This is a genomic window from Candidatus Kryptoniota bacterium (genome assembly GCA_036567965.1).
Lineage (GTDB): Bacteria > Bacteroidota > Ignavibacteria > Kryptoniales > JAKASW01 > JAKASW01.
Window position 1 is genome coordinate 179,824 of record DATCTN010000006.1, and the last position, 23,267, is coordinate 203,090.

The following is a 23,267-nucleotide window of genomic DNA, read 5'->3' on the forward strand; positions in this document are numbered from 1 at the left end:
ATGAAAATAGATTTTCTAAGAGATCTTAATTCGGCTCAGCTGCAAGCCGTAAAGTCTGTCGAGGGGCCCGAACTTGTCCTGGCAGGCGCGGGGAGCGGAAAAACAAAAGTCCTCACCTACAGGGTCGCCTATCTCGTCTCGATCGGTGTGCCCTTCTACAACATTCTCTGCCTCACGTTCACAAACAAAGCGGCTGCAGAGATGAAGACTCGAATTGAAGGCCTGCTCGATATCTCCGATGAGAGCCCGAAATACCACGCGAACTGGATAGGGACGTTCCACTCTCTATTCGGCCGGATTCTCAGGATGGAAGCGGACAAGCTGGGATATTCATCCAACTTTACGATATACGATGAAGAAGATTCGCTCAAATCAATAAGGCAAATCCTTCGCGAGAGAAACCTATCTGAAGAAGTCTTCCCTGCTTCCGGGATACGATGGCAGATCAGCAAGCTGAAGAACAGCCTCGTCCTCCCATCTCAATTCGAGGAACGCGCCAAGTCAAGGCTCGAAGAAGTGACCTCTGACGTCTACAAGGAGTACGACGACAGGCTCAAGAAAAGCAATTCGATGGATTTCGACGATTTGCTCATCAAGCCCATCATTCTTTTCAACAGAGATCGCGCTTCTCTGGATAAATACCAGAACAAATTCAAGTTCGTCCTTGTCGACGAATACCAGGACACGAATCGCGCCCAGTATATTCTGCTGAAGCTTCTCGCCGAAAGGCATCGCAACCTGTGCGTGGTTGGCGACGACGCGCAGAGCATCTATTCCTGGCGCGGTGCAGAGCTCCAGAACATACTTGACTTCCAGACCGATTATCCGGAATGCAAAGTGTTTCGACTCGAACAGAACTACCGTTCCACGCGGAAGATACTGAAAGCGGCCAACTCCGTTATAGTCCACAATACAAGGAAACTGGACAAAGAACTTTGGACCGATAACCGAGAGGGCGAGCAGCTCACAGTACTGGAATGCGAAAGCGACAGGGATGAAGGCTACAAGATAGTACAGAGGATCAGGGACGAAAGCATAAGAGACAAACTTCAACTCAAGGATTTTGTAGTTCTCTTCAGGACGAATTACCAATCCCGCGCACTCGAGGAGGCGTTCAATCGAAGCGGAATACCTTACACAATCGTGGGCGGTGTCGCATTCTACAGGAGAAAGGAAATAAAAGATCTTCTGGCGTATCTCAAGTTGATCGTCAATCCGCTCGACAATGAATCCTTCTTGAGGATCGTGAACTCTCCTGCCAGAGGGATCGGAGACGTGACGCTGGATTACTTGCGAAGCTACGCGACCGCTGAAAAGATTTCGCTTCTTGAAGCTTCAGTGAGAATCGACGAGATCAAGGAGATACAGTCGAGGCAACGCGGCCAGCTCAAACAGTTCGAGACTCTCATAAAGAAGTATGGCAGGATGAAATCGGAATTGTCCGTCAGCGAACTGACACGCTCGCTGATAGACGAAATCCAGGTGGTGCGGATTTTGAAAGAGGAAGGAACCCTTGAGTCCCGAAACAGGATGGACAACATACAGGAATTTCTCGCGGGCATTGCGGAGTTCCAGACGGAGAACCCAGAGGGGACGTTAAATGAATTTCTAGCAGAAGTTTCGCTGGTCGCCGACGTCGACCGGTGGGACACCAGGCGCAACTCGGTGACGCTCATGACCATACACGCCGCAAAGGGTCTCGAATTCCCGGTGGTGTTTGTGAGCGGACTCGAGGAAGGACTGTTCCCTCTTTCTTCCAAGGAGCAGGACGAACTGGAAGAGGAACGCAGACTGTTTTACGTGGCTATTACAAGAGCGCAAAGAAAAGTATACCTTTCATACTCCAGGCAAAGGTTCAGGTTCGGCAAACTATCGTACCAAGTTCCATCGCGCTTTCTCTCCGAGATAACTACCGACCTGCTGGACCAGGAACACAGCGGGAGGTTCACCGCCCAGCGATCTCTCTGGGAACCGACGAGCCGGTTTGGAGCGCTCATGCCTTCACTCACGAACATCGACACCGCATCTGAAGAAACTGGCGTCGAAAACCCTCCCGAGCCGGAAAAGCGTCCGGCCGTGAAACTCAAGATAGGATCAATTGTGGCCCACGAATTCTTCGGCGAAGGAAAAGTCATCGAGATTTCAGGAAAGGGAGACACGGAACGCGTGGTCGTTCTTTTCGGCGCAAATCAGAAGAAGCAGCTGATGGTACGGTACGCAAATCTTCGTGTGGTCAAGTGAAAAGCTTACGAGCAGAATGAAGACGAATTCCACGTCACAATATCTCATGAGAACTGCATTACCCGCGGATGAAGCTCTCATCCAAACCGCAAGATCTCTCTTCATGGAGTATGCAAAGTCGCTGAATTTCAGTTTGTGTTTCCAGGATTTTGATGAAGAAGTTGCGCATTTGCCGGGCGACTATGCTCCCCCGAACGGCAGGCTCATACTTGTGTACGACGGGCCGGTAGCACTTGGTTGCATTGCGCTAAGGAAGATCGAAGACGGAATCTGCGAGATGAAGAGACTCTATCTCAAGCCTGAGGCAAGGGGAAAAGGATTAGGGAGAAAGCTCGCGGCAGACTTGATCGCGGAGGCCGTGAGGATCGGGTACACGAAGATGCGGCTGGATACAGTTCCATCGATGACCGAGGCGATATCGCTTTACAGGTCGCTTGGGTTCAGAGACGTACGGCAATACACTAAGAATCCAATCGAGGGCGCCCTGTTCATGGAGCTGGAGTTAGCCAAATCGGCCTAAGGGGATTGACCCCGGCTTATCTCCGGCGCTCTTCATCTTATTTCGCCTTAGGAATAAACCTGGACCTTCCGCACAAACTCGAGTTTCCTTCCGAGAAACCTTTCCGCTATCACATTGAATTTCTGCGGGAAGTCGCTGACGTAAAACTCATAACGTGGTTTTGACTTTTGAGAGTTGAGCATCTTCTGCGCGGTGAGAAGTTCGAGAACGGATTTAGAAGTTGCCTCGCCCGCGTCGACCAGCTTGACTCCGTTTCCGAGCGCGCGCGAGATAGGACCCTTAAGAAGCGGATAGTGAGTACACCCAAGTATCAATGCGTTTATTCTTCCGGTGAATTGCCCAAGGTATTCACGTGCCAGCAAATCTGTTACCTGGTGATCGAAGAGACCCTCTTCAGCAAGCGGAACGAAGAGCGGGCACGCTTCTGATAATACACCCACGGTGCCGTCCATTCTCTTTAATGCGGCGCTGTAAGCACCGGAGTTTATCGTAGAGAGAGTCCCGATTACACCGATCGACTTCCCGCCTGCGAGCCTGATTGCCTCTCTCGCCGTGGGTTCTATGACACCGACACTCGGCACCGTCGAATGCGCCTGTACGACATCCATCGCCACGGCTGATGCGGTGTTGCACGCGACAACTATGAGTTTCACTCCTTTCGAGAGCAGGAAGCGTGCATCCTGTGCCGCGTAGTCCCTGACGACATCTGCGGACTTGTTCCCGTACGGAACGCGGGCAGTGTCCCCGAAGTAAACTATGTTCTCATTGGGAAGATACCTGACAAGCTGACTGACAACCGTCAGCCCTCCGATGCCTGAATCGAAAACGCCGATTGGATCTTCCGGCGATGTCACTTGAAAATCAGCTCTGAAGCGATTGAGTCCTGGACCATTTGGAGTATGTTCGTTCTAAGCTTGTCGAGCTCGAGCTGGGACGGCTTGGTGCCGTCGGTGCGGAGCACGTAAAATGTGTCAACAATGCCGTCGACCCTTGTCGCAATCTTCGCGAAGTGAATGCTGAGTCCCGCGGAAGAGATAGCGGATGTGACCTTGTATAGAAAACCAAGCGAGTCCGGCGCGAAGACTTCGATCAGAGTGAAGTCCGTTGTCTCTGAAGTCTGGACCGCTACTTTTATATTCGGGTTAACCGCATTCTTGAGTTTTCTCTGCCATCTCGCCTTATGCCTCTCGAAGAGGCGATCCGGATCGGTTTGGCCTGCAAGCACACCTTTGAGATCCGTTTCGATCTTTGCCAGCTGAGTTTCGGTCAGATTATGACCTGTAATATTATCGAAGACCTTGAACCTGTCGATGATAACGCCGTCCTCTCTGGTAAAAATGTTCGCGTCGACGATGTTCGCGTCGTTGGCGCTGAGCGACGCACAGAATCTCGCGAGCTGGAACGGCGCGTCGTTGGCGATTATCGTCACATCCGTATATCCCTGGTGCTGGTTAAACCGCAAGGACACGAGATCGAATCGGGAATCGATTGCTTCGATATGCTCAAGAATCTCGCTATCGTCAAACACTACGGTGTACAGATCGTTCTTTATGCCGCTGAAGTGTTTTCGCACTGCCTCGGATTTATTAACCGGGAGGTCCTTCATGATGCCGTCCTGTCGCTGAGCGCGTTGTTCATCCTGTATCGATTGTACTGCGCGCGCATCGAGCGACTCGACGATTATCCTGTGTGATTTCCGGTATAGCTCGTGGAGAAGCTGACCTTTCCATTTAGTCCATACTCCGGGATTGACGGCACTAAGGTCTGCGAAAGTGAGGAGATAAAGCATCGTCAATTGTTCGGCGTTGCTGAAGATCCTGGTGAATGAAAATACGGTTTCCGGGTCGCCAATATTACGGCGGAACGCGACCTGCTCCATCTTAAGATGATTCCTCACCAGAAAACAGACATCTTCTATGACATCACCGAATCCAATCCTGCCGAGAGCGTGCTCGGCGACATCCACGCCGATTATTTCGTGTTTTCCAATTGAGATCGGTTTCGCAATATCATGGAACAGGATACCCAGGTGAAGAGCGTCGCGCCTTTTTACGCGCTTCAGTAATTCTCCGAGCTCAGGATCGCTCTCCCCCACATTTTCCAGGTTTTCAATCGCAGTAAGTGTATGCTCATCTGCTGTGTAAAAGTGATAAACGTTATGTTGAAAGAATCCAATCAACCGGCCGAATTCCGGCAGGTACCTTCCGAGAATCCCGAGCTCGTTCATCGATTTGAGCGTGAAGGCAACATTCTTATCCGAAAGGAGAATAGATCTGAAGATCGAGGCGGCTTCAGACGAATTCCGGAACTCGGCCTTGCTGAAAGCATCCAGCTCTCTCGCGAGGGCCTCATGTACATTCTCGTCAAAATGCAGACCGGTTGAAGCCTTGTGGCGAAACGCGTTGAATAAGCGGACAGTATCCCGACCAACGTCGCGCCTGAACGATATCTTCCCCTGTACCAGCGAATAGTCGTCATCAAGATGGCGTACATCCGCCGGCGCAGACGGTGATTTCAGTGTTGCGGCAATCTTATCCGACAAAATTTGATTCAGCCTGTAAATCTTCCTCGCCTGCCTGAAATAGTCGCGCATGAAACTCTCAACACCCTCAGAATGCATTCCTTCCTCGTATCCAAGATCGGCGGCGACTTTCTTCTGAATTTCAAAATCGAGAAGATCGTTGAGTGCCGAAGACTGGTAGTGGAGACTCTGGCGGGCTCTCAGGATAAACTCAAATGCGTCCCTTGTGTGATTGTACTGGAGCTCGTTTATGATTCCATTGCGAAGGAGCTTCCCGATAAACTCGATCACTGCCAGTTCCTTCGGCTCGAAAATCGGTTCGGGCAGATATTCCGGATACAGCGCGCGAAACATCCACAGGATCGCGTGGATATCCCTGAGACCGCCGGCACTATTCTTTATGTTCGGTTCGAGGATCGAAATGGACGTGCCGTATTTCTTCTGTCTGAATTTTATCCCGTCCAGGGTCGAGATTACAAAACTCTTATCATCGCTGTTGGATACGAAATCGCGAATTGCTTTGCTGAGTTTTGTAAAAAGCTCCCTGCTGCCTGCCACGTATCGGTGTTCAAGTGCGGCCGCCCAGCTGTCATGATCCGTCTTATGTGTCTCCAGTACCTGGGGTATGTTTCTGACCGAGTGCCCGATATTTAGGCCGACATCCCAGAGAAAGTGCATGACGCGCTGCGCGAGGAAGCTCGCCTCTATTCCATGGCCGACGATGAACAGCACATCGATGTCGGATTGCGGGCAGAGCTCCGCTCTTCCGTAACCGCCCACGGCCACAGCCGCCAGGTTCTCGCCGCTGCCTGCCGATTCCACGGCTTCCTTTATTGCTTCATCGATTGCTACCGTAAGTGCGAGCGATACTTCAGATCCTTTTCCCCCGGACCTGTGGAGCTTCCGTGCTTCTTCCCTCCGTGAATTTAGACGATCCAGTACGCCTTGAACATTCTCTTTCATATCAGAATATAATGAAGGGGAATTTCAAAATGGAATTTGCTTTGAAGTGAATTGCACCGCGGCGCGACCAAGTTCCCGGTCAGCTGATGCCCGAGAATCTTTCCAGCGCCATCCTTACTTTCTGCACGAGTTGATCAAAGTCAAAGGGCTTCTCTATGACTTCCACCACTCCCTTCAGTCCCGCCTTCTCTTCCGGCGTGATATACCCTGTCGAAATTAGTACGCGGACGTCCGGGTTAGTAATCGTAAAACTGTCTAGAACCTCTCTACCCGAGAGCTCGGGCATGTTGAGGTCCAGAACTACCAAATCTATTTCGTGCCAAGCTCGTTTGAAGGTCTCGATCGCGCTAACTCCGTCTTTGGCCGTCAACACTTTGTAACCTTCCTGCTCGAGGAGGACCTGAGCTGCTTCTCTTATTCCAGCTTCGTCGTCGACAAAGAGGATCTTCTTTCCGTAAGTGGCAATCGACTCCTTCACTGCTCCATGTCCCGCTTCCTCCTTCGGTCCGCGGCCGGCGTCGCTCAGCGGGAGGTAGATGTCGAATACGGTACCCTTCTTAACTTCGCTGTAGACCTTGAGGAACCCGTTATGGGAGCGGACTATGCCGTATACGACGCTCAGTCCGAGACCGGTTCCCCTTCCCGGCGGCTTCGTTGTGAAGAACGGCTCGAACACTTTCGACATGAGCTCAGTGGGTATACCATCGCCATTGTCCTTGACCATCACAAACGCGAAGAGCCCGGGAGAAACCTGGTAAATCTCGGCTTCGATGGTGGAGACATCCCGGATTTCCGTCTTGATCGTGAGCGTGCCGCCGTGAGGCATAGCGTCACGCGCGTTCACGGCAAGATTGAATATTACCTGCTGAATCTGACTCTGATCTCCATCGACATATATTGCTTCGGGAGTCAATTGAGTCGCAATCTTTATTGTCCTGGGAAAAGTTTCCTCGAATAAAGGTATTGATTCCATAATGATAGAGTTAACGTCAAACGCGAGCTTTTCCTCGAGTCCTCTGTGTCGGCTGAACGTCAACAGGCGCTTGGACAAATCGCTTCCCCGCAACGCGACGTTTGTGATGTTGTCAGCGTACTTCTTTAGATCCGTATGCTCAAGACTGTGCTGCAGAAGTTGGGATGAGCCGAGAACGACCTGAAGAATATTATTGAAGTCGTGGGCGATTCCTGCCGCCAGAGTAGCCATAGACTCCAAGCGCTCGAATTGCTCCAGTTTCTCCTTCTCACGAAATTCAGCCGTGCTGTCGACTGCGAGAGATTGTACACCTCGTTTAGTGCCGATGTTAATTACACTCGAATAACCTGAGAGACTTATTGATCTACCCGATGCCGTCAACGCGTTGACAGTCCACTTATCACCTGATTTCTCTCCGCTGATTATCGAGTCGAAAATGGACTGAAGTCCTGCACGGTCTTCCTTCTGGACAAACGCGGAAAGATCGCTGCCCGGAAGGTTCTCGATATCCGTCTCGAGTATTTCTGCGAGTCTATTGTTCGAGAAGATGAGCCGTCTGTCTACCATGATGAAACTGCCGATGTATGGATTCTCGACTATCCGCCTGTACTTGTCTTCGGAACTTCTGAGTTCCTGGACTTTACTCTGGACTTCCTTCTCGAGGCGCATAGACCACCTGAAGGCGACCACGATCGTTACGAGCCCGCCTCCGAAAATTCCTGCGATCAGCAGTCCGGCAAGGACGAGCAGCGAGTTGGTGGGCTGAAAGAGCCCGGACACGTCTCCTTCACGATCCACCGCTGTAAAGTAGCATTCATATCCGCTGAACTCCAGAGGCGTGGAAGTGAGAACATAGTATTCGCCCACTCCGGGACGAGTCATACCACTAAGGACCTCAAAGCCTTCCAGGTGCTTTCTCTGTAAGTCGAGAAATCTACCGTCGAAATCACCTGCCTGAACCGGCATTTGGGAAAGAACCACTTCCCTGAGGGACTTTCCAATCTCCTGCTGGCGTGTCGAAAAGACAACCGAAAAGTCTGTGGAAACAACCCTGAAATTCTGTCCGTAATCTTCGAGACCCACTAAACTGTTTGCGAGCACCTCTTCCAATTTTACGAACGCGAACACACATGAGTTTTCCGCACTTCCGTTCCGGGTCTTGATCGCGACAAAGAATTCTAGATTCCGGCCGGACTGAGTGGGTACAATCGCAACACCGTTCTCCGTGAATTTCTCTCCCGGCGAATTGAGTATGCCTGAGACCTCGCGCTCACTCGCCACGTTGTCGCGTCTTTGAATGAAATTGATCTTTCCGGACAAACTTGCAGTCCCGATCGCGTCCACAAAATGCCTGTTCCTCATGAGAGAGGTAAGGACGTCCCTGAAGTCACTTGCATCCTCGGAACGCTGAAGTCTCAAGACAACGTCCTGGAATGTGGAACGTACCCTCGTTGCCGCCAGCCTCTCAACTGAAAGTCGGAGCTGTGCATAGCTTTCAATCGTGGAAAGTCTTAGTCTGCCGTAAGTGGATTCGGCGGCAAGCAGTATAATGAACAGGAAGATGGTCAGCACGGAGCCGATGACGAAAAGATAAAGGAGTACTCTGACTCTCAGCGTATCGATATAAGTCGTCTTTATCTGGCGAAGAACGGTGGACGAGTACCTGCGGATGAAACTCATCATCAAAATGACGACCAGAATCGAGACCACGACGCCGATGAGATTTATCGTTACGCTCGCTGCCGGGTTAAGGAATATTCCCTTCGTGATCCTTGTTGCCACAACGACGGTCGTCGGCTCTAACAAGTAATAAGCGGAGAGGATTCTCGCGAACTTTGCCTCGCGTGACACCGTGGGCTTCCGGACGGCAGAGAAAAACTCACCGATCAGAAATACTATTCCGAATAGTGCCGCCTGATCTACGACGTAGCAAACGGCAGCTGCCGTCCACATTAGGGGTCGACCACTGAAAGCGAAAAAGACAATGTAGACACCAGACAAGGCGGCAGCAATGATCCCTGCGTTTTGCGCAAGCGGCGTGACCCGTCCGCCGGTCTGCGACCGGGTGGACTCGAGAAATATGTACGAGCGCCACGTACCCGCTAAGGCAAGCGCCAGCCCTACCATGGTCCCCAGTGTGAAAATGAATAACCAAAGAACATCCACGCTTCCGAAAACAAAATCGAAATAGATCTTGAAGAGGTATGAGAAGATTATCAGCGCCCCGCCGCCGAAGATGAAGATACCACCCCTCGATCTTCCATAAGCGAGACCGATCCTGAAAGCGAGAAGTATCAGGGAAGAAATTGGGAGGAAAACGAAAAGGAAGTCAAGTATATCGGCCGCAATTATCATTCTAGAATTAAAACATAATAGTCAGCGATGGCGGCGTAATCAAGTATTCCCCCAAAAAGGAGAGGCGCATCACACCGGATGCGCCGTCTTAATTTAACATAACCTCAATTTTAGAATCTGAACTTCAGAATACTCAGTGAAATAGAAACGTACTTGGCAGAGTTGGGCGCGGCAATAGTGTTGAATGTTCCGACTCCCAGATCAATGTCCCAGAAAGGAAGGTTGATCCCGAATCCCAGGGACCATCTGAAGCCGTAGGCGCCACCAAGCCCGATACCAGTCCGCAGCGGGAATAACCCGATAGGCTTCCACTCTGTGCCCAGGACAAGTTCAGGGGTCGTCGAGTTATTGTAATAATTATTGAAACCCTGATGATAGTCTATGGCCACGAGGAGCTGGCCGGGAATCACCGGGAAGAGCTCGTCTAATGCGACTGACGCACCGATGTTCAATTTAGTCGGCAGAGAAGTTGTGTAGCTTCCGGCGGCGACGTCCCGGTTCTTGAAGTAATCGTTAAACGCGCCCTTCAGACTGTCGAGATTGCTCGTAGATCCGTCAATGGTTGCATTCGCCGGACTGAAACCCGAGAACGTGATGGAGGTATCCCCGGTCGTCCGCACAACGTTCTTGTTCCACGTAAGCCAGCCAATGTCGGTTAGACTTATGCCTACGTTCACGAATCCATAGACGGTTGCCGTCATTCCAAGATCAAATCCGAACCCAGTACCAGCGGGGGCAAGTGGATTGAAGTTCACCGTCGTATCTCCTGCCGTGCTCTTTGCTCCCTTTGAGATGACGTTGCTCAGGAGCCCGGCTCGAGTTCCATCCATACCAAGATTCACCGTGAATGCGTAATCCGATGAGTCCGTGTGAAGAGAGCTGTTCGCGCTCTGCATCGAAGTGTAACTGAACCCGGTCACGTACTTCAGCCCGATACCTGCCACGAAGTTTCTCACTATCTCTTTCGGAACAATGAGAAGATCCGGAAGTCTCATGGCGTAATCGACGTTGTAAGAACGGTACCACCAGGTCTCTGTAGCGAGATCGTTTAGAGATATCGTTGATCCAGGTGGGTTTCCATCAAGCGGGAACAAAAGCGAATTAGGCAGACCGATCTTAGCACCAACTTTCTCATCCACAGCGAAGCCTATTCCGATGTTTGTAGTTCTGACAGATACACCGAGAATCCGTACATTTACGTCGGTCCTAACCTGCCCGACTCCGTTCGGAAAGGCGTTCAGGATGCTTTGCTTGTCCGCTTCAGTGAGGAATCTCCCGATTTTATTCCCGGAACTGTCTGTCTGACCAGTGCCTGTAAAATAGTTGTTGTAAAGATCTACGTTTAGAAAATCCGATCCGGCAGCGATGTTAAACGGCACGAATTCCACCACCACTGTCCCGCGAGAGAGAGACAGTAAGTTAGCGGGATTTGTGCCGATCGCATCGACATCGGTTGAAACCGCAGTGGCAAGTCCGCCCAGAGAGATCAATCGGGCGCTCGAGTACTGCTGTGAATAAGCCGTGAAGAGCGGGAAGAACGCGAGGGCTGCAATTGCAATTATTTTTTTCATGGCGCGCCTCACTTCCCTACCAGAGATTTATCAACCCTGAACACAAGGTTTCCAAACACCTTCAAGCCAACGAAATTCACGCTAGTGAACGGAACGGGCTGCGAGCCCGGCGGTGAGCCGAGCGGACTTTGCATACTGAACTTGAACATCATATAACATCGCGCGAATTGCTTGGCCTGTGTACCGGTCATTGTAATCTGGTTTCGTCTAAATGTCGGAGCCGCAACCGTGCCGTCACTATTGAAACTCGTTGGAGCGGGAGCTACGACGCTGTCGAGAGGCGTGATCGCTCCAGTCAGTGTATCGATGAGCTGCGGGACAAGCGACAGCTGAAGCGGAAGTGCGTTGTTGATTTCGAAAACAATTCGTCCGCTGTCCACCTCACCCATCCGCGCACTTGTCGCCGAATCAAAGACGGTGGTCTTAGTCGTGTCGATATAAGACGCTCCGAGGATACCGAGGTATATGGGCATCGATATGGTGTTCGTGCCGGTAACCTTGTCTTCTTTTCTCACCGTGCCGATGGAATACGGCGGACCAGGATTTACCACGGCATACCCGTTAACAATGAATTCATCCGGGAGCGTATTTGTCCTGATCGCGAAGGCATTAAGTGTCTGCGCAAATTCCTGTCCAATTGCAATAGTGTTCTGCCCTGGCTGGATTACCTGGTTCACGACAACAGAATCCTGAGGAGGCAGGCCGCTGGCACTGGAAGTCGGTTTGAGAGTGAGATGCACTAAATATGGCACACCGACACTTGAAATATTGAGATTGAGTCTTGTTGAATCGCCAAGAAAAGTTATTGCGCCATTAAACTTCGTCTTGAAATCTCCGAAGTCGACCCGTTGTGTATCGTTCGCGACCACGATAGGATCTTTTACGTGTACCTCCCCGGTGAGTGAGGCGAGTTGGAGCATCGATACGGAAAATGAAGATTGGATTGTCTGCGAAGTCGAAATGTTCACGAATGAATCAGGAAGGCTCTCAGATCCGTTGCTCACCGCAGTGACCGAAAAGCGAATTGAGTCCGTCGGATTGCCGAACGCGTCGGCCATTTGGAGCCGATAACCTTGCAGCGAGACCGAGGACTGGTGATTAAACTCAAAGGGTTGAATTGGGATGTGTAGCTTGAGCGTGTCGGTCGGGTTAGATTGGTTCACAGCACTTGAGAGCGTAACGGTCAGATCCTCCGGGACAGGAAAACCGTTTGTGAACGTAAAGCTAATAAATCCGCTATCAATGTCCGCAGACTTGATTTTGTTCTGGTCGACAAGCCCAAGAGTGTTGTTTATTGTAAACGGCGGCTGGGGAGGAACCACAGCGGTTGCGGAATCGACTTCCAGCGCGCTGAATCTCAAATACATTCCAAGCAATGTATCCGACTGAAATGTGGCCTGATTCGGCGATCCGGGTGAGGAGTAGTTGAAGGAAACGACCGGATTACTTGTGAGCACTCTCCCCGCTATACTCATCGTCGTGTCAAATGTCTGGTTAGGCGGTATCGAATTCACAGGAATCAAAAACGGAGAGTTCGATGCGTCGAGCAGGTTTATCTGGCCATTACTAAACACGACTGTTGCCGGATAGCCGTTGTGGATTGTGATCTTCAACTGGCCGTCGTGAATGGCGATCCTTGTAAAGTTCTTGAATGGAGTTGCGGGTCCCTGATTGAATGTCTGTTGCGGAATAGCAGGCACTGAAGGCACGGTCGTTCCTTTCGGCGTGCCGTTAGGAATCGAATACCCCACGGCGTCCGGAGCGTTTATGGTGAACTTTAATGGACTTGAGCCTGCGCTTCTGGTCGGGATCGCAGCAATCTGCAGACCCCCTCCTATCGGAACGCCGGTCAAAGTCTGGTTTCTAAAGACCGCAAAGGTATTCGTGGGAGCCGTTGTGTAAATGAAAGTAGTGTCTCCATTAGATACAGTCGCTGAGTCTTTATGAAGGATTTCTCCGAGCGTGTATGTGCGGTTAAATATCGGCGCGGAAAACTGTGTGTCCCAGGTCGGCATCACGAATTTTCCGGGCTGGAACTTCGAACAGCCCCAATATGTCAGAAGAGATGCCAAGGCCGTAAATACTGCTAGACCTTTTTTAAGCATAAAATCGAACTCCTTATTTTTGCAACAACTCAAATAATGTGGGGATCGCTCTTGACCAAGATAGGACAAAGGTAACTCTCTGAAATTGCGTCAAGTCACAACCAGAGACGCGGAAACTCGTGAAATAAAAACGCCGGCGTGATGGAAACTCTCAATGGGTACGCTTGCAGCGGTTTACTCTCCCTGCAGATTGAATGTGCGAGTCGACGTCTATGCGCCAGGCGATTGAAAACCGAACGGAGCCTGCGGCCCTGGTCCCGCAAAAACCTTTATATCTCCGAAATTCCGTTCGTATTTCTCCACGTTTTCGCGAAGCGCACCGAGCAGCATCTTGGCGTGCTGTGGAGTCATGATTATTCGTGCGAAGACTTTTGCTTTCGGGACTCCCGGCAATAGTCTCGTGAAATCGATCACGAACTCGGCCGGAGAGTGCGAGATGATGGCAAGATTCGAGTAGATTCCCTCCGCCTCCTTGTCACCGAGCTCGATATTAATTTGTTGCGGCAAATTCTTTTCTTCAGCCATTATGCGCTCCTAGGTTTTCAACATGTTTCCAACTAACCACGGTCACGATGCCGCTCTAATCCTTTACCACTATTGGATCGTCCGGATGTCCGCTCACGCAGTCTCTTAATAGAATAGCCTACTTCGTCGACTCTTACAACTGCCAGTCAGTCTCACAAGCGGCCCGCACCGGGCAGAGCTCGCATGAAACAAAAACCGCCACGAGGTATCGACTAATCTTCGTGGCGGCAAGGAAAGCTGGCTTCCCGATCTCAGTGGATCTGCCTCAATTCATCGGCTCTTTGGATGGCATCCTCGGCCTTCTTCTCGTTGTTCGTAAAAGCATACACCTTTGCCATGAGTTCCCAAAGATTAGGATCATCCGACTTGTAAGTGGAATATTTCTCGAGGTACGGAAGACCGTCCTGGAATTTCGCGCTTACCACCTTGCGAAGGGAATCCGGATCACTGTTTTGAGGTGCTGAATGCTGCATCTCGACTCCCCAATTCACGTACGAGGCACCCAGGTTGTACATCGCATTCCATTGTGTTGTCTTCGTACGCGTGGTGTCCGCAATCAGTTCCTTTGTTTTCTCTGAGTCGTTCGACGATTCAGCAGTAGATAACTCCTGGGAAAGCTGATCGAGTGTTGCCACTGAGGCGTCGATCGCTTTCTTGAACTGCGCAATGGCCGGCTCATATTTCAGGCCTTTCAACAGGATGACGCCATAGTTATACTGGAAATCCGGATTCTGTGGATTCTTCTCAGCTGCTTCGCGGAAGGTTTCTGTTGCCTCGGCAGTCTGGTTCGCGGCGATATAGCAATTCGTCATGACCGTGGTGAGACTCTGATCTTCCGGATAAAGTTTCGTCGCAGGTACGATTATGTCGAGCGCCTTCTTGTATTCTACCAGCGCCTGCATATACTTCGTGGAATCAACTCCCGGATTGTACACAAAATCGACCTGTTTTGTTCTCAATCGATCATTCTCGAACGTGAGTGTCAAACCGTAAGTCTTGTAGGTCCACGTCTCGGTGGGTCCATTCCGCTGAGCGATCTTCTTCCCTTTAGATTTCGACGCCTCGTTTACTTTCTTTTCGTCCGGTTGGCCGATCGCACTTGTCACTTCGACCACACTCTGACCTTCGTAGATCGAGTTGACGTTCTTGATGTTCGTTAACTTGTCGCCGTTGTCGTTTTCAAAATCCTGCTTGAGTTTTTGACCATCTTCGAAATAAATCTCACCGATATACTTGGCTGCTTCCTCATTTTGATTCGTCGTCCATAGTTTCATGAAGGGCGCCAGCGCACTGTCGGGAATACCCATGTTGAGATAAGTGTACGCGAGACCCTGGTAGCTCATGGTGCTGTCGGGTTCGATGAGGATTGCAGTGTTGAATGAGGACACCGCTTTTTGATACGCAGTCGAGTCGCTTCTTGCGTTCTGCAGACTCTTTGTCCCCTCGTTATAGGATTCGATCCAGTAATGTTCCTTTGCAAGGGTTATGTCGTTCTTGTGAGCGTCCGATATCTTCAACGCATGATCAAACGCGTCCATCATATCGGCCCACTTCTTTAACTCGCCTCGAACATATCCAAGATAATACCACGACTCTCCGTCCTGCGGGTTGTTCGTGACGTCTTTTAGAAGCTGCTCCTCGGCTTTGTCATATTCTTTCCGCTGCATATAAAGCTTCGCGCTTGTCAATTCCGCAGAAGAGCACTGAAATCCTACGAATGCAAAACTGACCGCAATCAGGGCGAGAAACGACGCCAGTATACTTTTCATAACAAAGTCTCCATTTGGGGGTTTCAGGAAATCATTTTCACACATAATATAGAATCTGACGCCTGTAAATCCAATCCATCACGGCTAACATCTCATCTTTAATCGCGATTGTCGCTCCAACCTCGCTCCCACGTCTGCGACCACACGCTGAACCGAGTTGAGCATGACGAGGCAATGCGACCGGAGCCGCCACTTCATCCATCTAAACATAAATCGAGTTAGAGATGATGTAGGATTCAACTTCTGGCGGGACGAGATACTTGATTGAGCGCCCCGATTTCACTCTTCGTCTGATGCTCGTGGAAGACACATCCACACCGGGTACATTGACCAGCACTACTCTGCCAAGAAGGTCCTTATCAACCATTGCGAGATCGAATCCCGGACGGTTCATGGCGACCACAGTGCACCCGTCCAGGATCGCGGTGGGATTTTTCCATGAAAAGAAATCGATCAGGAGATCGATCCCGAGGATCAGAAAAAAAGAATCGTCGGGATAATTTCTCTTAAGCTCGTGCAGGGTGTCTATCGTATATGAAGGTCCGGATCTACGAAGCTCAATATCAGAAACTTCGAAGAACGGATTTTCACCAATCGCAAGACGCACCATCTTGAGTCGATGTTCGGGAGAAACGATCAGCTCATTCGTCTTGTGCGGAGGGATTGCAGCGGGCACGAACAGAACGGTGTCGAGTCGGAGATGGTCGCGCACGCTTTCAGCAGCCAGGAGATGCGCGATGTGAGGAGGGTTAAACGTTCCTCCGAAAATGCCTACCTTTCGGGAGGACTCTGCCTTCATTAAATCTCGCCGTACTTTTCCTTAATACCGAGGAGGAAATCAGTGGTGCGGCGTGCATTTTCTATTGTGTGGCCGTTTCTCGTGAACGAATTGTATAATCTTCTCAGTCCGCTCAGATCGCGGATCGTTTGGAGTTTTCCCAAAGTGAAGAGCATTGCTGAAATGGGCGAGGCGATCTTCATAGCCACCTCAAACGGATTCTTCGCGTTAAAGGCGTCGAACACCTGCGCATGCGGCTTCTTCATCCCGATGAGGCACAGCTGGTCTGCGGCGTCGGGGCCGAGAATTAATACATCGTCCTCGAGACTGAGGAGCTCGTAGGCATTTCGCAGCACCTGGAGCCCGAGTGTGGCGGCGTCCACATCCAGGAAGATGAGCTTCTTTGTCCCGTCGGAAAAGACGTTATCCACAGCGTTTGCGATTTTGTCGGACATCTTAGATCCGACCGCCGCCTTCAGCTTGTATTCGAAACTCGCATGCCTGAACACGTGCTCGAAGTCCGATCTGGCGTCCGCCGGCTCGAAATAAACATAAGGCTGAGCGTGAAGATGGAGCGCTGCCCTTTCCACAATGTCGAAAAGAAGGGACGCGTGGAACTCCGCCGCTTCTTCATGCGTGAGCGGCGGAACGAGGCTCGTCTTCACTTCCTTCGGAAGCGGAGTACGCGAAACGACGAGAAGTGATTTCTCTATCATGCTGTGAAAAGTTATAACCGCAAACTGTAATATTCAAGAAAATTGAAGATTCAATGTGACGCCGTAACACTCAACCGACACCGACGTCGAGATTGAAAATCATTGCGGTCTTGATTAAGTTTTCATGCACACCGAGAAGGAGAGAAATTTCATCTTTAATTTTATGACCTGGATCGAAAAGTCAACTGAGCCGCATGATGGCACGCTTTAATTCAGACAGCGTCGTCGAAACAGTAAGACAGGCAACAGATATCGTGGATGTAATTTCTCAATACGTCCGACTTCAGAAGAGAGGGAAGAATTATCTCGGTCTCTGCCCGTTCCACACCGAGAAGACGCCTTCGTTCACCGTGAACCGTGAGAAGGGTCTGTATCATTGTTTCGGATGCGGTGTCGGTGGAAACGTGTTCACATTCGTGACGCAGTACGAGAAGATTTCATTCGGAGAGGCGCTCCGGCAACTCGCCGCGCGCGCGAATATCCAGCTCCCGTCCTATTCGGAGGGAAGACAAAATGAAGTGGACGAAGTTCTCGAAGTCAACGACGCGGCAGCTAGATATTACAGGGACATGCTGCGATCTGACGAAGGGGCGCCCGCCCTCTCCTATCTGCGGAACAAGAGACAGTTCACAGACGCGACAATAGACAGGTTCATGCTTGGTTACGCCCCGGAAAGATGGGACGGTCTGCTGAATTATCTCAAGAAAAAAGGGATCGCAGAAAAATCCGCGGAGAATTCGGGATTGATTCTTAGACGGCAGGACGGTTCAGGATATTACGACAGGTTTCGCGCGCGAGTGATGTTCCCTGTTCAGAACCCGAGCGGACGGGTCATCGCCTTCGGCGGAAGAGCTTTGAAGGAGGAAGAGAAGGCCAAGTATATCAACTCTCCCGAGACTGCTTCGTACGTAAAAGGAAAAACACTTTTTGGAATCTACCAGGCTAAGGACTCCATCATCGAGAAGGACGCCGCAATCCTCGTGGAAGGTTACGCGGACCTGATCGCGCTCCACCAGTCAGGAATCACGAATGTGGTGGCGTCGAGCGGCACAGCACTCACAATAGAACAGATCCGGTACATCGCCAGGTACACCAGGAATGTCTACCTTGTTTACGATGCCGATACTGCGGGTCAGGACGCGACGCTCCGCGGATCGGACATCCTGCTCGAAGAGGGAATGAACGTATACATTGTTGAGCTGCCCGCAGGAGAAGACCCCGACACTTACGTCCTTGCACAAGGAAGTGAAGCCTTCATGGCAATGATCCGCGATGCGACCAATATAGTCGAGTTCAAGGCTTCTCTCCTTACCCGCAGGAAAGGCGGCACGCGTGACCAGCTCGCGATAATCCTGTCGATTGTGGAATCTCTCTCGAAAGTAAACGACGCGATTAGGGTGAACCTTTATGTGCGGGACCTCGCTGTAAAATTCGGATTGCGGGAAGAATCGATCTACCAGGAGTTGAAGAAGAAATCCCAGCCTCACCCTCACGTGCCGGCGCCACCATCAGTCGAGAAGTCCGCGGCCGAGAGAATGTCGACGCCCGACCGTGATCTCATCAGTCTTTTGATTAACGTCGACGCGCCGCTTTTCGATATAATCGCAAATCGGGTGGAGAAGCTGCTGATACTGAACCCGATCAGCAAGGAAATAATTTCACGGATTCTGGAATCGAGAAGCTCAGGAGGCGACACATCCGGAGTTTATGACCGGCTCTCTTCAGAAGAGGTCCGCAAGGCATTCGCCGAGCTAGCCTTCTCCGCGCCGCAACGGAGCAAAGTCTGGTGGGAAGAAATCAGACCTGAAAGCGAAACGCCTGATTATCTAAAATGGATCTCACAGCTATTGATTTCATTCGAGCTTGAACAAATAGAAGAAGAACTGAAAATACTCACTTCGAGAATCTCTGATGCTGAGAGAAAGAATGAGGGTACGGACGATCTTGACTCAAAATACCAGGAGCTCGTTGATCGTAAGCGAAGGCTTTCTAATGCTTACAGGGAAAAGGAACTACTAGCACAATATTTCGACGACCTCAGGCATTCTTGATCGGGGGTATAGAATTCGGTTCACTCTCACTTCATGCCAATTGATGCTTTTTCACAGATTGCCGATCCGCAAGCTGCATGTCGGACTGTTTACGTTCGCCACGGCGGCTTATATTGTTTTTTTATGTCGCTTCACACTCATTGATAGCACAAGAGCACAGTTCGAGCGGAATGCAATGTCCGACGTAGAGGAATAGCTAAGAATGATAGAGATACATGAAGATAAATGCGATTTGTGCGGCTGTTGTGTCGGAGTCTGTCCTGAAAACTGCATTGACATGACTGAAAGCAGGCTCTCGATCGTCCATGAGATCTGTACGAACTGCAGGAAATGCGAATGGGCCTGTCCTTTTGAAGTGTTTGAATTCAAGTTGGATAAAATCAGGACGAAGACCACCGCATGAAGGCTTCATACGATGTGATCGTAGTAGGAGCGGGCCCAGCCGGCTCGACGGCCGCCCAGCATGCAGCGATGGGCGGTGCAGACGTCCTCCTCCTCGAAAAAGACAGAGAAGTCGGGGTGCCGGTACGCTGTGGCGAGGCGGTCGACCACGAAGGGCTCGTGCGATTCCTTCAGCCCGACAAGAAATTCATCGCTGCCGAAATCCGAAACTTCAAACTCATAGCACCGGACGGGACCGTAGTTAAGCCGAACATCGAAGGGGTAGGATACGTTCTCGACAGGAAAGTCTTTGACTACGAGCTCGCGCGCATGGCCGCCGATCAAGGCGCGGAAGTCGTGACAAAAGCATACGTCGACGGTCTAACCATGAACGACGGAACGGTGAACGGAATTACCGTACAGTACCACGGCGAGCGACTGACGATCAAAGGAAAGATCGTTATCGGCGCGGACGGCGTCGAATCCCGCGTCGGAAGGTGGGCGGGAATCGATACGACGGTCTCGATGCATGACATGGAATCCGCCGCACAGGTTACCGCCGCTAATGTCGATGTCGAGGAAGACACGTGTTACTTCTATTTCGGTGAGAAGTACGCACCCGGCGGGTATCTCTGGGTTTTTCCCAAGGGAAACAAGACCGCGAATATCGGTCTCGGTGTGGCGGCGGATATGAGCAAGAAAAAGCACGCTTTGAAATTCCTCGATGAATTTATGAGGGATAATTTTCCGAACGCTTCAGTTCTCACAACCCTTGCCGGCGGAGTACCGTGCGCCGAGACGCTCGAGAGAATGACAATGCCCGGACTCATGCTCGTGGGAGACGCTGCGCACCAGGTGAACCCGGTTTCGGGCGGAGGAATAATCAGCGGGATGATAGGCGGAAAGATCGCGGGAGAAGTCGCTTCGGAAATAGTGAAGTCGGGAGACATGTACCTTCTCCGACGCTACGAGAAGGAATGGGAGGATTCTCTCGGCGCGCGGCACCACAGGTATTATCAGATTAAGAAGGTGATTTACAAGTTCAAGGACGACGACCTCGATTCGATAGCGCACGAAATTTCCAAACGACCTGACAAGGATCAGACTTTAGGCAACTTATTCAAGCAAGCAGTTGTAAAGCATCCTTCCCTCATCATTGACGTGATGAAGCTCTTCTTTTCATGAACGTTAATATAGTGACCGATGTTCAGTCGGGTTTGAGGCAGAAAGCCAAGTACGGTCTAACAATTCTACTCAAGCCGCTGCGTCTGGATGTCCGATTTACCAATTCCCTGGTCGATGGTTCACTGAACATCTTCTATGGCGAAACGCGTCCGGAAAAATCCAAGAAGATATTCTTTCTTTCATCATCTCCAGATTTCCAGACATGCGTTTCGAATTCCAGACTTCCCTCAATCGAGGATGTGGAATGGATCGATTTCTCTGGAAAAAGAATACCTCGGTTCTTTTCAAAGGGACGCGAAGAGGGGGAAGACATATTCAGCTTCGACGTTGTCGCTGCCACATTCATGCTGGCATCTAATTACCAGGATCTTATTAGTACGGAACGGGATGAATACGACAGGTTGAGGGCGATGGATTCGATCCAGGACAGGTTGAACATCCTGAACTTTCCGGTAGTGAACTACTATTCGCTCCTCCTGAAAAATGCGCTGGAGAAATTCTTCAACATCAGGATCGAGCAGAAGGATTACTCGGGAGCGCAATCGGCAGTCGCCCTGACGCACGATATCGATTATACAAGCTCACTCAATCCGAAAATCATCAGACGCGACATACTCGGACATTCGATCTTAAATTATACAGGATTGACACAGCACGAACGCACGAAGAAGCTTCTCAATCCGCTCGCGGCGCTGATAGGCCGCAACCCGGCGAAGGCCGGGCTCTCATTCCTCAGGGAGACCGAACTTGCTCGCGATGTAAGGTCGACATTTTTCATTAAGTCAGGCAAGTCAGGCAAAGAAGATGTCGGCTACAGCATTCGATCTTCTACCATGAAATCATTTTTGAAGTCGCTCAGAGATAACGGTTTCGAAATCGGCATTCACCCCAGCATGAAGACTTACATTGACGCGGGGAGACTCATCACTGAAAAGTATTTGCTCGAAGAGACTTCCGGGACGGCAGTCAGTTCTGTCCGGCAGCATTATTTGAAGTTCGCCGCGGGTACAACGATCGACGTGTGGGAGCAGGCGGCAATGAAATACGATTCTACACTCGGGTTCTCGAGGAAGGTCGGGTTCAGGAACAGCGTCGCGTTTCCTTTTCCCCTGTTTAATTTCAGGCTCGACGGAATATCTGCAGTTGAAGAGATCCCGCTCGTCTTCATGGACGGGACTCTCGCGGAAGACAGAACGCATTCCACTTACGAGACATTCGAGATTATGACGGGACTTATCCGTGAAGTCAAAGAGGCTCACGGGGCCGCTGCGGTGCTTTTTCACAATTCACTTCTCGATCCGATAGACTTTCCCGGCTATGGGGGAATCTATTCAAGCCTCATCAACGAAATAAAAGGACGAGGGATGAAAATCGGAACGGTTGCGGAGATCGCAGAAAACTTCAGGTGAATCCGTACGCCGTCCTGGTTTTTCAGATTTTATTTTCGAGCGGCACACATATCGTCGCAAATGATGCGACCCAGACGATCCCCCCGGCAATCCTCGCTTTCCTTCGCACGGTTCTTTCCGGAGCGATTTACATCGGATACACACTGTACAGGGGAACGCACTTCAGATTCCGCGGGAAGGATCTGAAGCTTCTCCTCATTATAGGTTTCCTCTCAGTTCCGATTAACCAGTTCATTTTTCTGTACGGGATAAAGTTCGCAACCGCGAAAGACGCTGCTCTTTTGTACGCGCTCACTCCCGTTCTCGTTCTTCTGATATCAGGTTTCTATCTCAGAGAAAGGATTACCGGCACGAAAGCCATCGGGTCTGCCCTGGCATTTCTGGGTGTCTTGATAATCGTCCTCGAGAACGGATTGCACGTCGGGATATCCCAGGTGAAAGGGGACATTCTTTTGTTCATCGCCGTTGTCGCCTGGGCATTGTACACTTCCCTGGGACGGAGACTGGTTGTGAGATACGGCGCGATGACGACGACGATTTACGTGGCGCTTATTGGCTCGCTGATGTTTGCGCCGTTCGGTATTTGGAGCTCGATAGGGTACGATTTTGGTCGACTCAACTTCGGCCAGTGGATGGAAGTGCTCTACCTCGCCATCTTCACCTCGATCGTCGGCTACGTTCTCTGGTACTACGCTCTCAGCAAGATCGAAGCAACTAAAGTTGCCGTATTTACAAATGGCCAGCCGATAATGACTGCCATACTCGCTTATTTCTTCCTCGGCCAGAGTATCAGCCTCATCTTCGTCGTTGGAGCGGTTGTAACGATCGGCGGAGTGTTGATTACCCAAATCGAAGCCGGTCACCGACGCGAGTCTACAAGCGGGTAATGGCTCAGTTTGATTCATGATAGAAGAAACTCACATACGGCCTCAGGAAAAAATGGCGATTAGGAAATTTCCAGAGTGGGTTTAAGAAACGAATACTGTCCGACGGCGCCGTCAGGCGCCTAGTTTATTCGTTTCTTCTTCGTGGGAATTTCCAGCTCAACGAGTTGAGTTGTCAACCATTTTTTCCGTAAGCTACACTTCACGAAACGTTTCGTGTAGTGAACGCTTGACTTTTTTCCGCCGGAGGACGGATCCGCTTTGGCGGACTTTGGTACTCTCTGGAGCCTGTCCCGACCTTCGTCGGGATGTCAAGACAA

At 50.8% G+C, this 23,267-nt stretch carries 16 protein-coding genes; 7 read left to right on the forward strand and 9 right to left on the reverse strand.

Annotated features, from left to right (window positions below):
- Together VIS48_01510 and VIS48_01515 are read left to right on the forward strand one after the other, a co-directional pair.
- Entirely contained in the window at positions 1–2,241 is a 2,241-nt protein-coding gene (locus VIS48_01510) for a UvrD-helicase domain-containing protein (GenBank protein HEY9164816.1), read from the forward strand.
- 16 nt (positions 2,242–2,257) lie between these two features.
- The gene (locus tag VIS48_01515; GenBank protein HEY9164817.1) at positions 2,258–2,761 is read left to right on the forward strand and encodes a GNAT family N-acetyltransferase; all 504 of its coding nucleotides are present in this window, start codon (positions 2,258–2,260) and stop codon (positions 2,759–2,761) included.
- A gap of 47 nt (positions 2,762–2,808) precedes the next feature.
- On the opposite strand, the gene murI is transcribed toward VIS48_01515, so the two are convergent.
- The 9 genes from murI to VIS48_01560 all read right to left on the reverse strand — a co-directional run bounded on the left by murI (position 2,809) and on the right by VIS48_01560 (position 17,037).
- Positions 2,809–3,615 (reverse strand): glutamate racemase, encoded by an 807-nt coding sequence (murI, locus tag VIS48_01520; protein HEY9164818.1) that lies wholly within the window; start codon positions 3,613–3,615, stop codon positions 2,809–2,811.
- Positions 3,612–6,245 carry a [protein-PII] uridylyltransferase gene (gene glnD / locus VIS48_01525; protein ID HEY9164819.1) on the reverse strand — a complete coding sequence of 878 codons (2,634 nt, stop codon included), beginning with the start codon at positions 6,243–6,245 and terminating at the stop codon, positions 3,612–3,614. The genes murI and glnD overlap by 4 nt, the downstream gene beginning before the upstream one ends.
- A gap of 79 nt (positions 6,246–6,324) precedes the next feature.
- The gene (locus VIS48_01530; protein ID HEY9164820.1) at positions 6,325–9,573 is read right to left on the reverse strand and encodes an ATP-binding protein; all 3,249 of its coding nucleotides are present in this window, start codon (positions 9,571–9,573) and stop codon (positions 6,325–6,327) included.
- Positions 9,574–9,683: 110 nt separating this feature from the next.
- A complete protein-coding gene (locus VIS48_01535; protein ID HEY9164821.1) occupies positions 9,684–11,144 on the reverse strand; it encodes a DUF5723 family protein in 1,461 nt (486 codons plus the stop codon).
- A gap of 8 nt (positions 11,145–11,152) precedes the next feature.
- On the reverse strand, positions 11,153–13,249 hold the full coding sequence (locus tag VIS48_01540) for a hypothetical protein (GenBank protein ID HEY9164822.1): 2,097 nt from the start codon (positions 13,247–13,249) through the stop codon (positions 11,153–11,155).
- Positions 13,250–13,459: 210 nt separating this feature from the next.
- Positions 13,460–13,774 (reverse strand): DUF3467 domain-containing protein, encoded by a 315-nt coding sequence (locus VIS48_01545; protein HEY9164823.1) that lies wholly within the window; start codon positions 13,772–13,774, stop codon positions 13,460–13,462.
- Positions 13,775–14,025: 251 nt separating this feature from the next.
- A complete protein-coding gene (locus VIS48_01550; GenBank protein ID HEY9164824.1) occupies positions 14,026–15,543 on the reverse strand; it encodes a tetratricopeptide repeat protein in 1,518 nt (505 codons plus the stop codon).
- A 202-nt stretch (positions 15,544–15,745) separates the two neighbouring features.
- Positions 15,746–16,342 (reverse strand): nicotinate-nucleotide adenylyltransferase, encoded by a 597-nt coding sequence (nadD, locus tag VIS48_01555; protein ID HEY9164825.1) that lies wholly within the window; start codon positions 16,340–16,342, stop codon positions 15,746–15,748.
- Entirely contained in the window at positions 16,342–17,037 is a 696-nt protein-coding gene (locus VIS48_01560) for a DUF2064 domain-containing protein (protein ID HEY9164826.1), read from the reverse strand. The genes nadD and VIS48_01560 overlap by 1 nt, the downstream gene beginning before the upstream one ends.
- A 197-nt stretch (positions 17,038–17,234) precedes the next feature.
- Here VIS48_01560 and dnaG point away from each other — a divergent pair, with 197 nt between their 5' ends.
- The 5 genes from dnaG (at position 17,235) to VIS48_01585 (ending at position 22,950) form a co-directional block, all read left to right on the forward strand.
- On the forward strand, positions 17,235–19,088 hold the full coding sequence (gene dnaG, locus VIS48_01565; protein ID HEY9164827.1) for a DNA primase: 1,854 nt from the start codon (positions 17,235–17,237) through the stop codon (positions 19,086–19,088).
- A 202-nt stretch (positions 19,089–19,290) separates the two neighbouring features.
- The gene (locus VIS48_01570; protein ID HEY9164828.1) at positions 19,291–19,491 is read left to right on the forward strand and encodes a 4Fe-4S binding protein; all 201 of its coding nucleotides are present in this window, start codon (positions 19,291–19,293) and stop codon (positions 19,489–19,491) included.
- Entirely contained in the window at positions 19,488–20,654 is a 1,167-nt protein-coding gene (locus tag VIS48_01575) for an NAD(P)/FAD-dependent oxidoreductase (GenBank protein ID HEY9164829.1), read from the forward strand. Before VIS48_01570 ends, VIS48_01575 begins: the two co-directional genes overlap by 4 nt.
- The gene (locus VIS48_01580) at positions 20,651–22,063 is read left to right on the forward strand and encodes a polysaccharide deacetylase family protein (GenBank protein HEY9164830.1); all 1,413 of its coding nucleotides are present in this window, start codon (positions 20,651–20,653) and stop codon (positions 22,061–22,063) included. The genes VIS48_01575 and VIS48_01580 overlap by 4 nt, the downstream gene beginning before the upstream one ends.
- A complete protein-coding gene (locus tag VIS48_01585) occupies positions 22,060–22,950 on the forward strand; it encodes a DMT family transporter (protein HEY9164831.1) in 891 nt (296 codons plus the stop codon). Before VIS48_01580 ends, VIS48_01585 begins: the two co-directional genes overlap by 4 nt.
- Positions 22,951–23,267: the final 317 nt, after the last annotated feature.

Coding starts and splice junctions, on each gene's coding strand:
- VIS48_01560 (HEY9164826.1), bottom strand. CDS start 17,037: ATGATAGAGAAATCACTTCTCGTCGTTTCGCGTACTCCGCTTCCGAAG.
- nadD (HEY9164825.1), bottom strand. CDS start 16,342: ATGAAGGCAGAGTCCTCCCGAAAGGTAGGCATTTTCGGAGGAACGTTT.
- VIS48_01510 (HEY9164816.1), top strand. CDS start 1: ATGAAAATAGATTTTCTAAGAGATCTTAATTCGGCTCAGCTGCAAGCC.
- glnD (HEY9164819.1), bottom strand. CDS start 6,245: ATGAAAGAGAATGTTCAAGGCGTACTGGATCGTCTAAATTCACGGAGG.
- VIS48_01515 (HEY9164817.1), top strand. CDS start 2,258: ATGAAGACGAATTCCACGTCACAATATCTCATGAGAACTGCATTACCC.
- VIS48_01550 (HEY9164824.1), bottom strand. CDS start 15,543: ATGAAAAGTATACTGGCGTCGTTTCTCGCCCTGATTGCGGTCAGTTTT.
- VIS48_01575 (HEY9164829.1), top strand. CDS start 19,488: ATGAAGGCTTCATACGATGTGATCGTAGTAGGAGCGGGCCCAGCCGGC.
- VIS48_01540 (HEY9164822.1), bottom strand. CDS start 13,249: ATGCTTAAAAAAGGTCTAGCAGTATTTACGGCCTTGGCATCTCTTCTG.
- VIS48_01535 (HEY9164821.1), bottom strand. CDS start 11,144: ATGAAAAAAATAATTGCAATTGCAGCCCTCGCGTTCTTCCCGCTCTTC.
- dnaG (HEY9164827.1), top strand. CDS start 17,235: ATGGCACGCTTTAATTCAGACAGCGTCGTCGAAACAGTAAGACAGGCA.
- VIS48_01570 (HEY9164828.1), top strand. CDS start 19,291: ATGATAGAGATACATGAAGATAAATGCGATTTGTGCGGCTGTTGTGTC.
- VIS48_01530 (HEY9164820.1), bottom strand. CDS start 9,573: ATGATAATTGCGGCCGATATACTTGACTTCCTTTTCGTTTTCCTCCCA.
- VIS48_01580 (HEY9164830.1), top strand. CDS start 20,651: ATGAACGTTAATATAGTGACCGATGTTCAGTCGGGTTTGAGGCAGAAA.
- VIS48_01545 (HEY9164823.1), bottom strand. CDS start 13,774: ATGGCTGAAGAAAAGAATTTGCCGCAACAAATTAATATCGAGCTCGGT.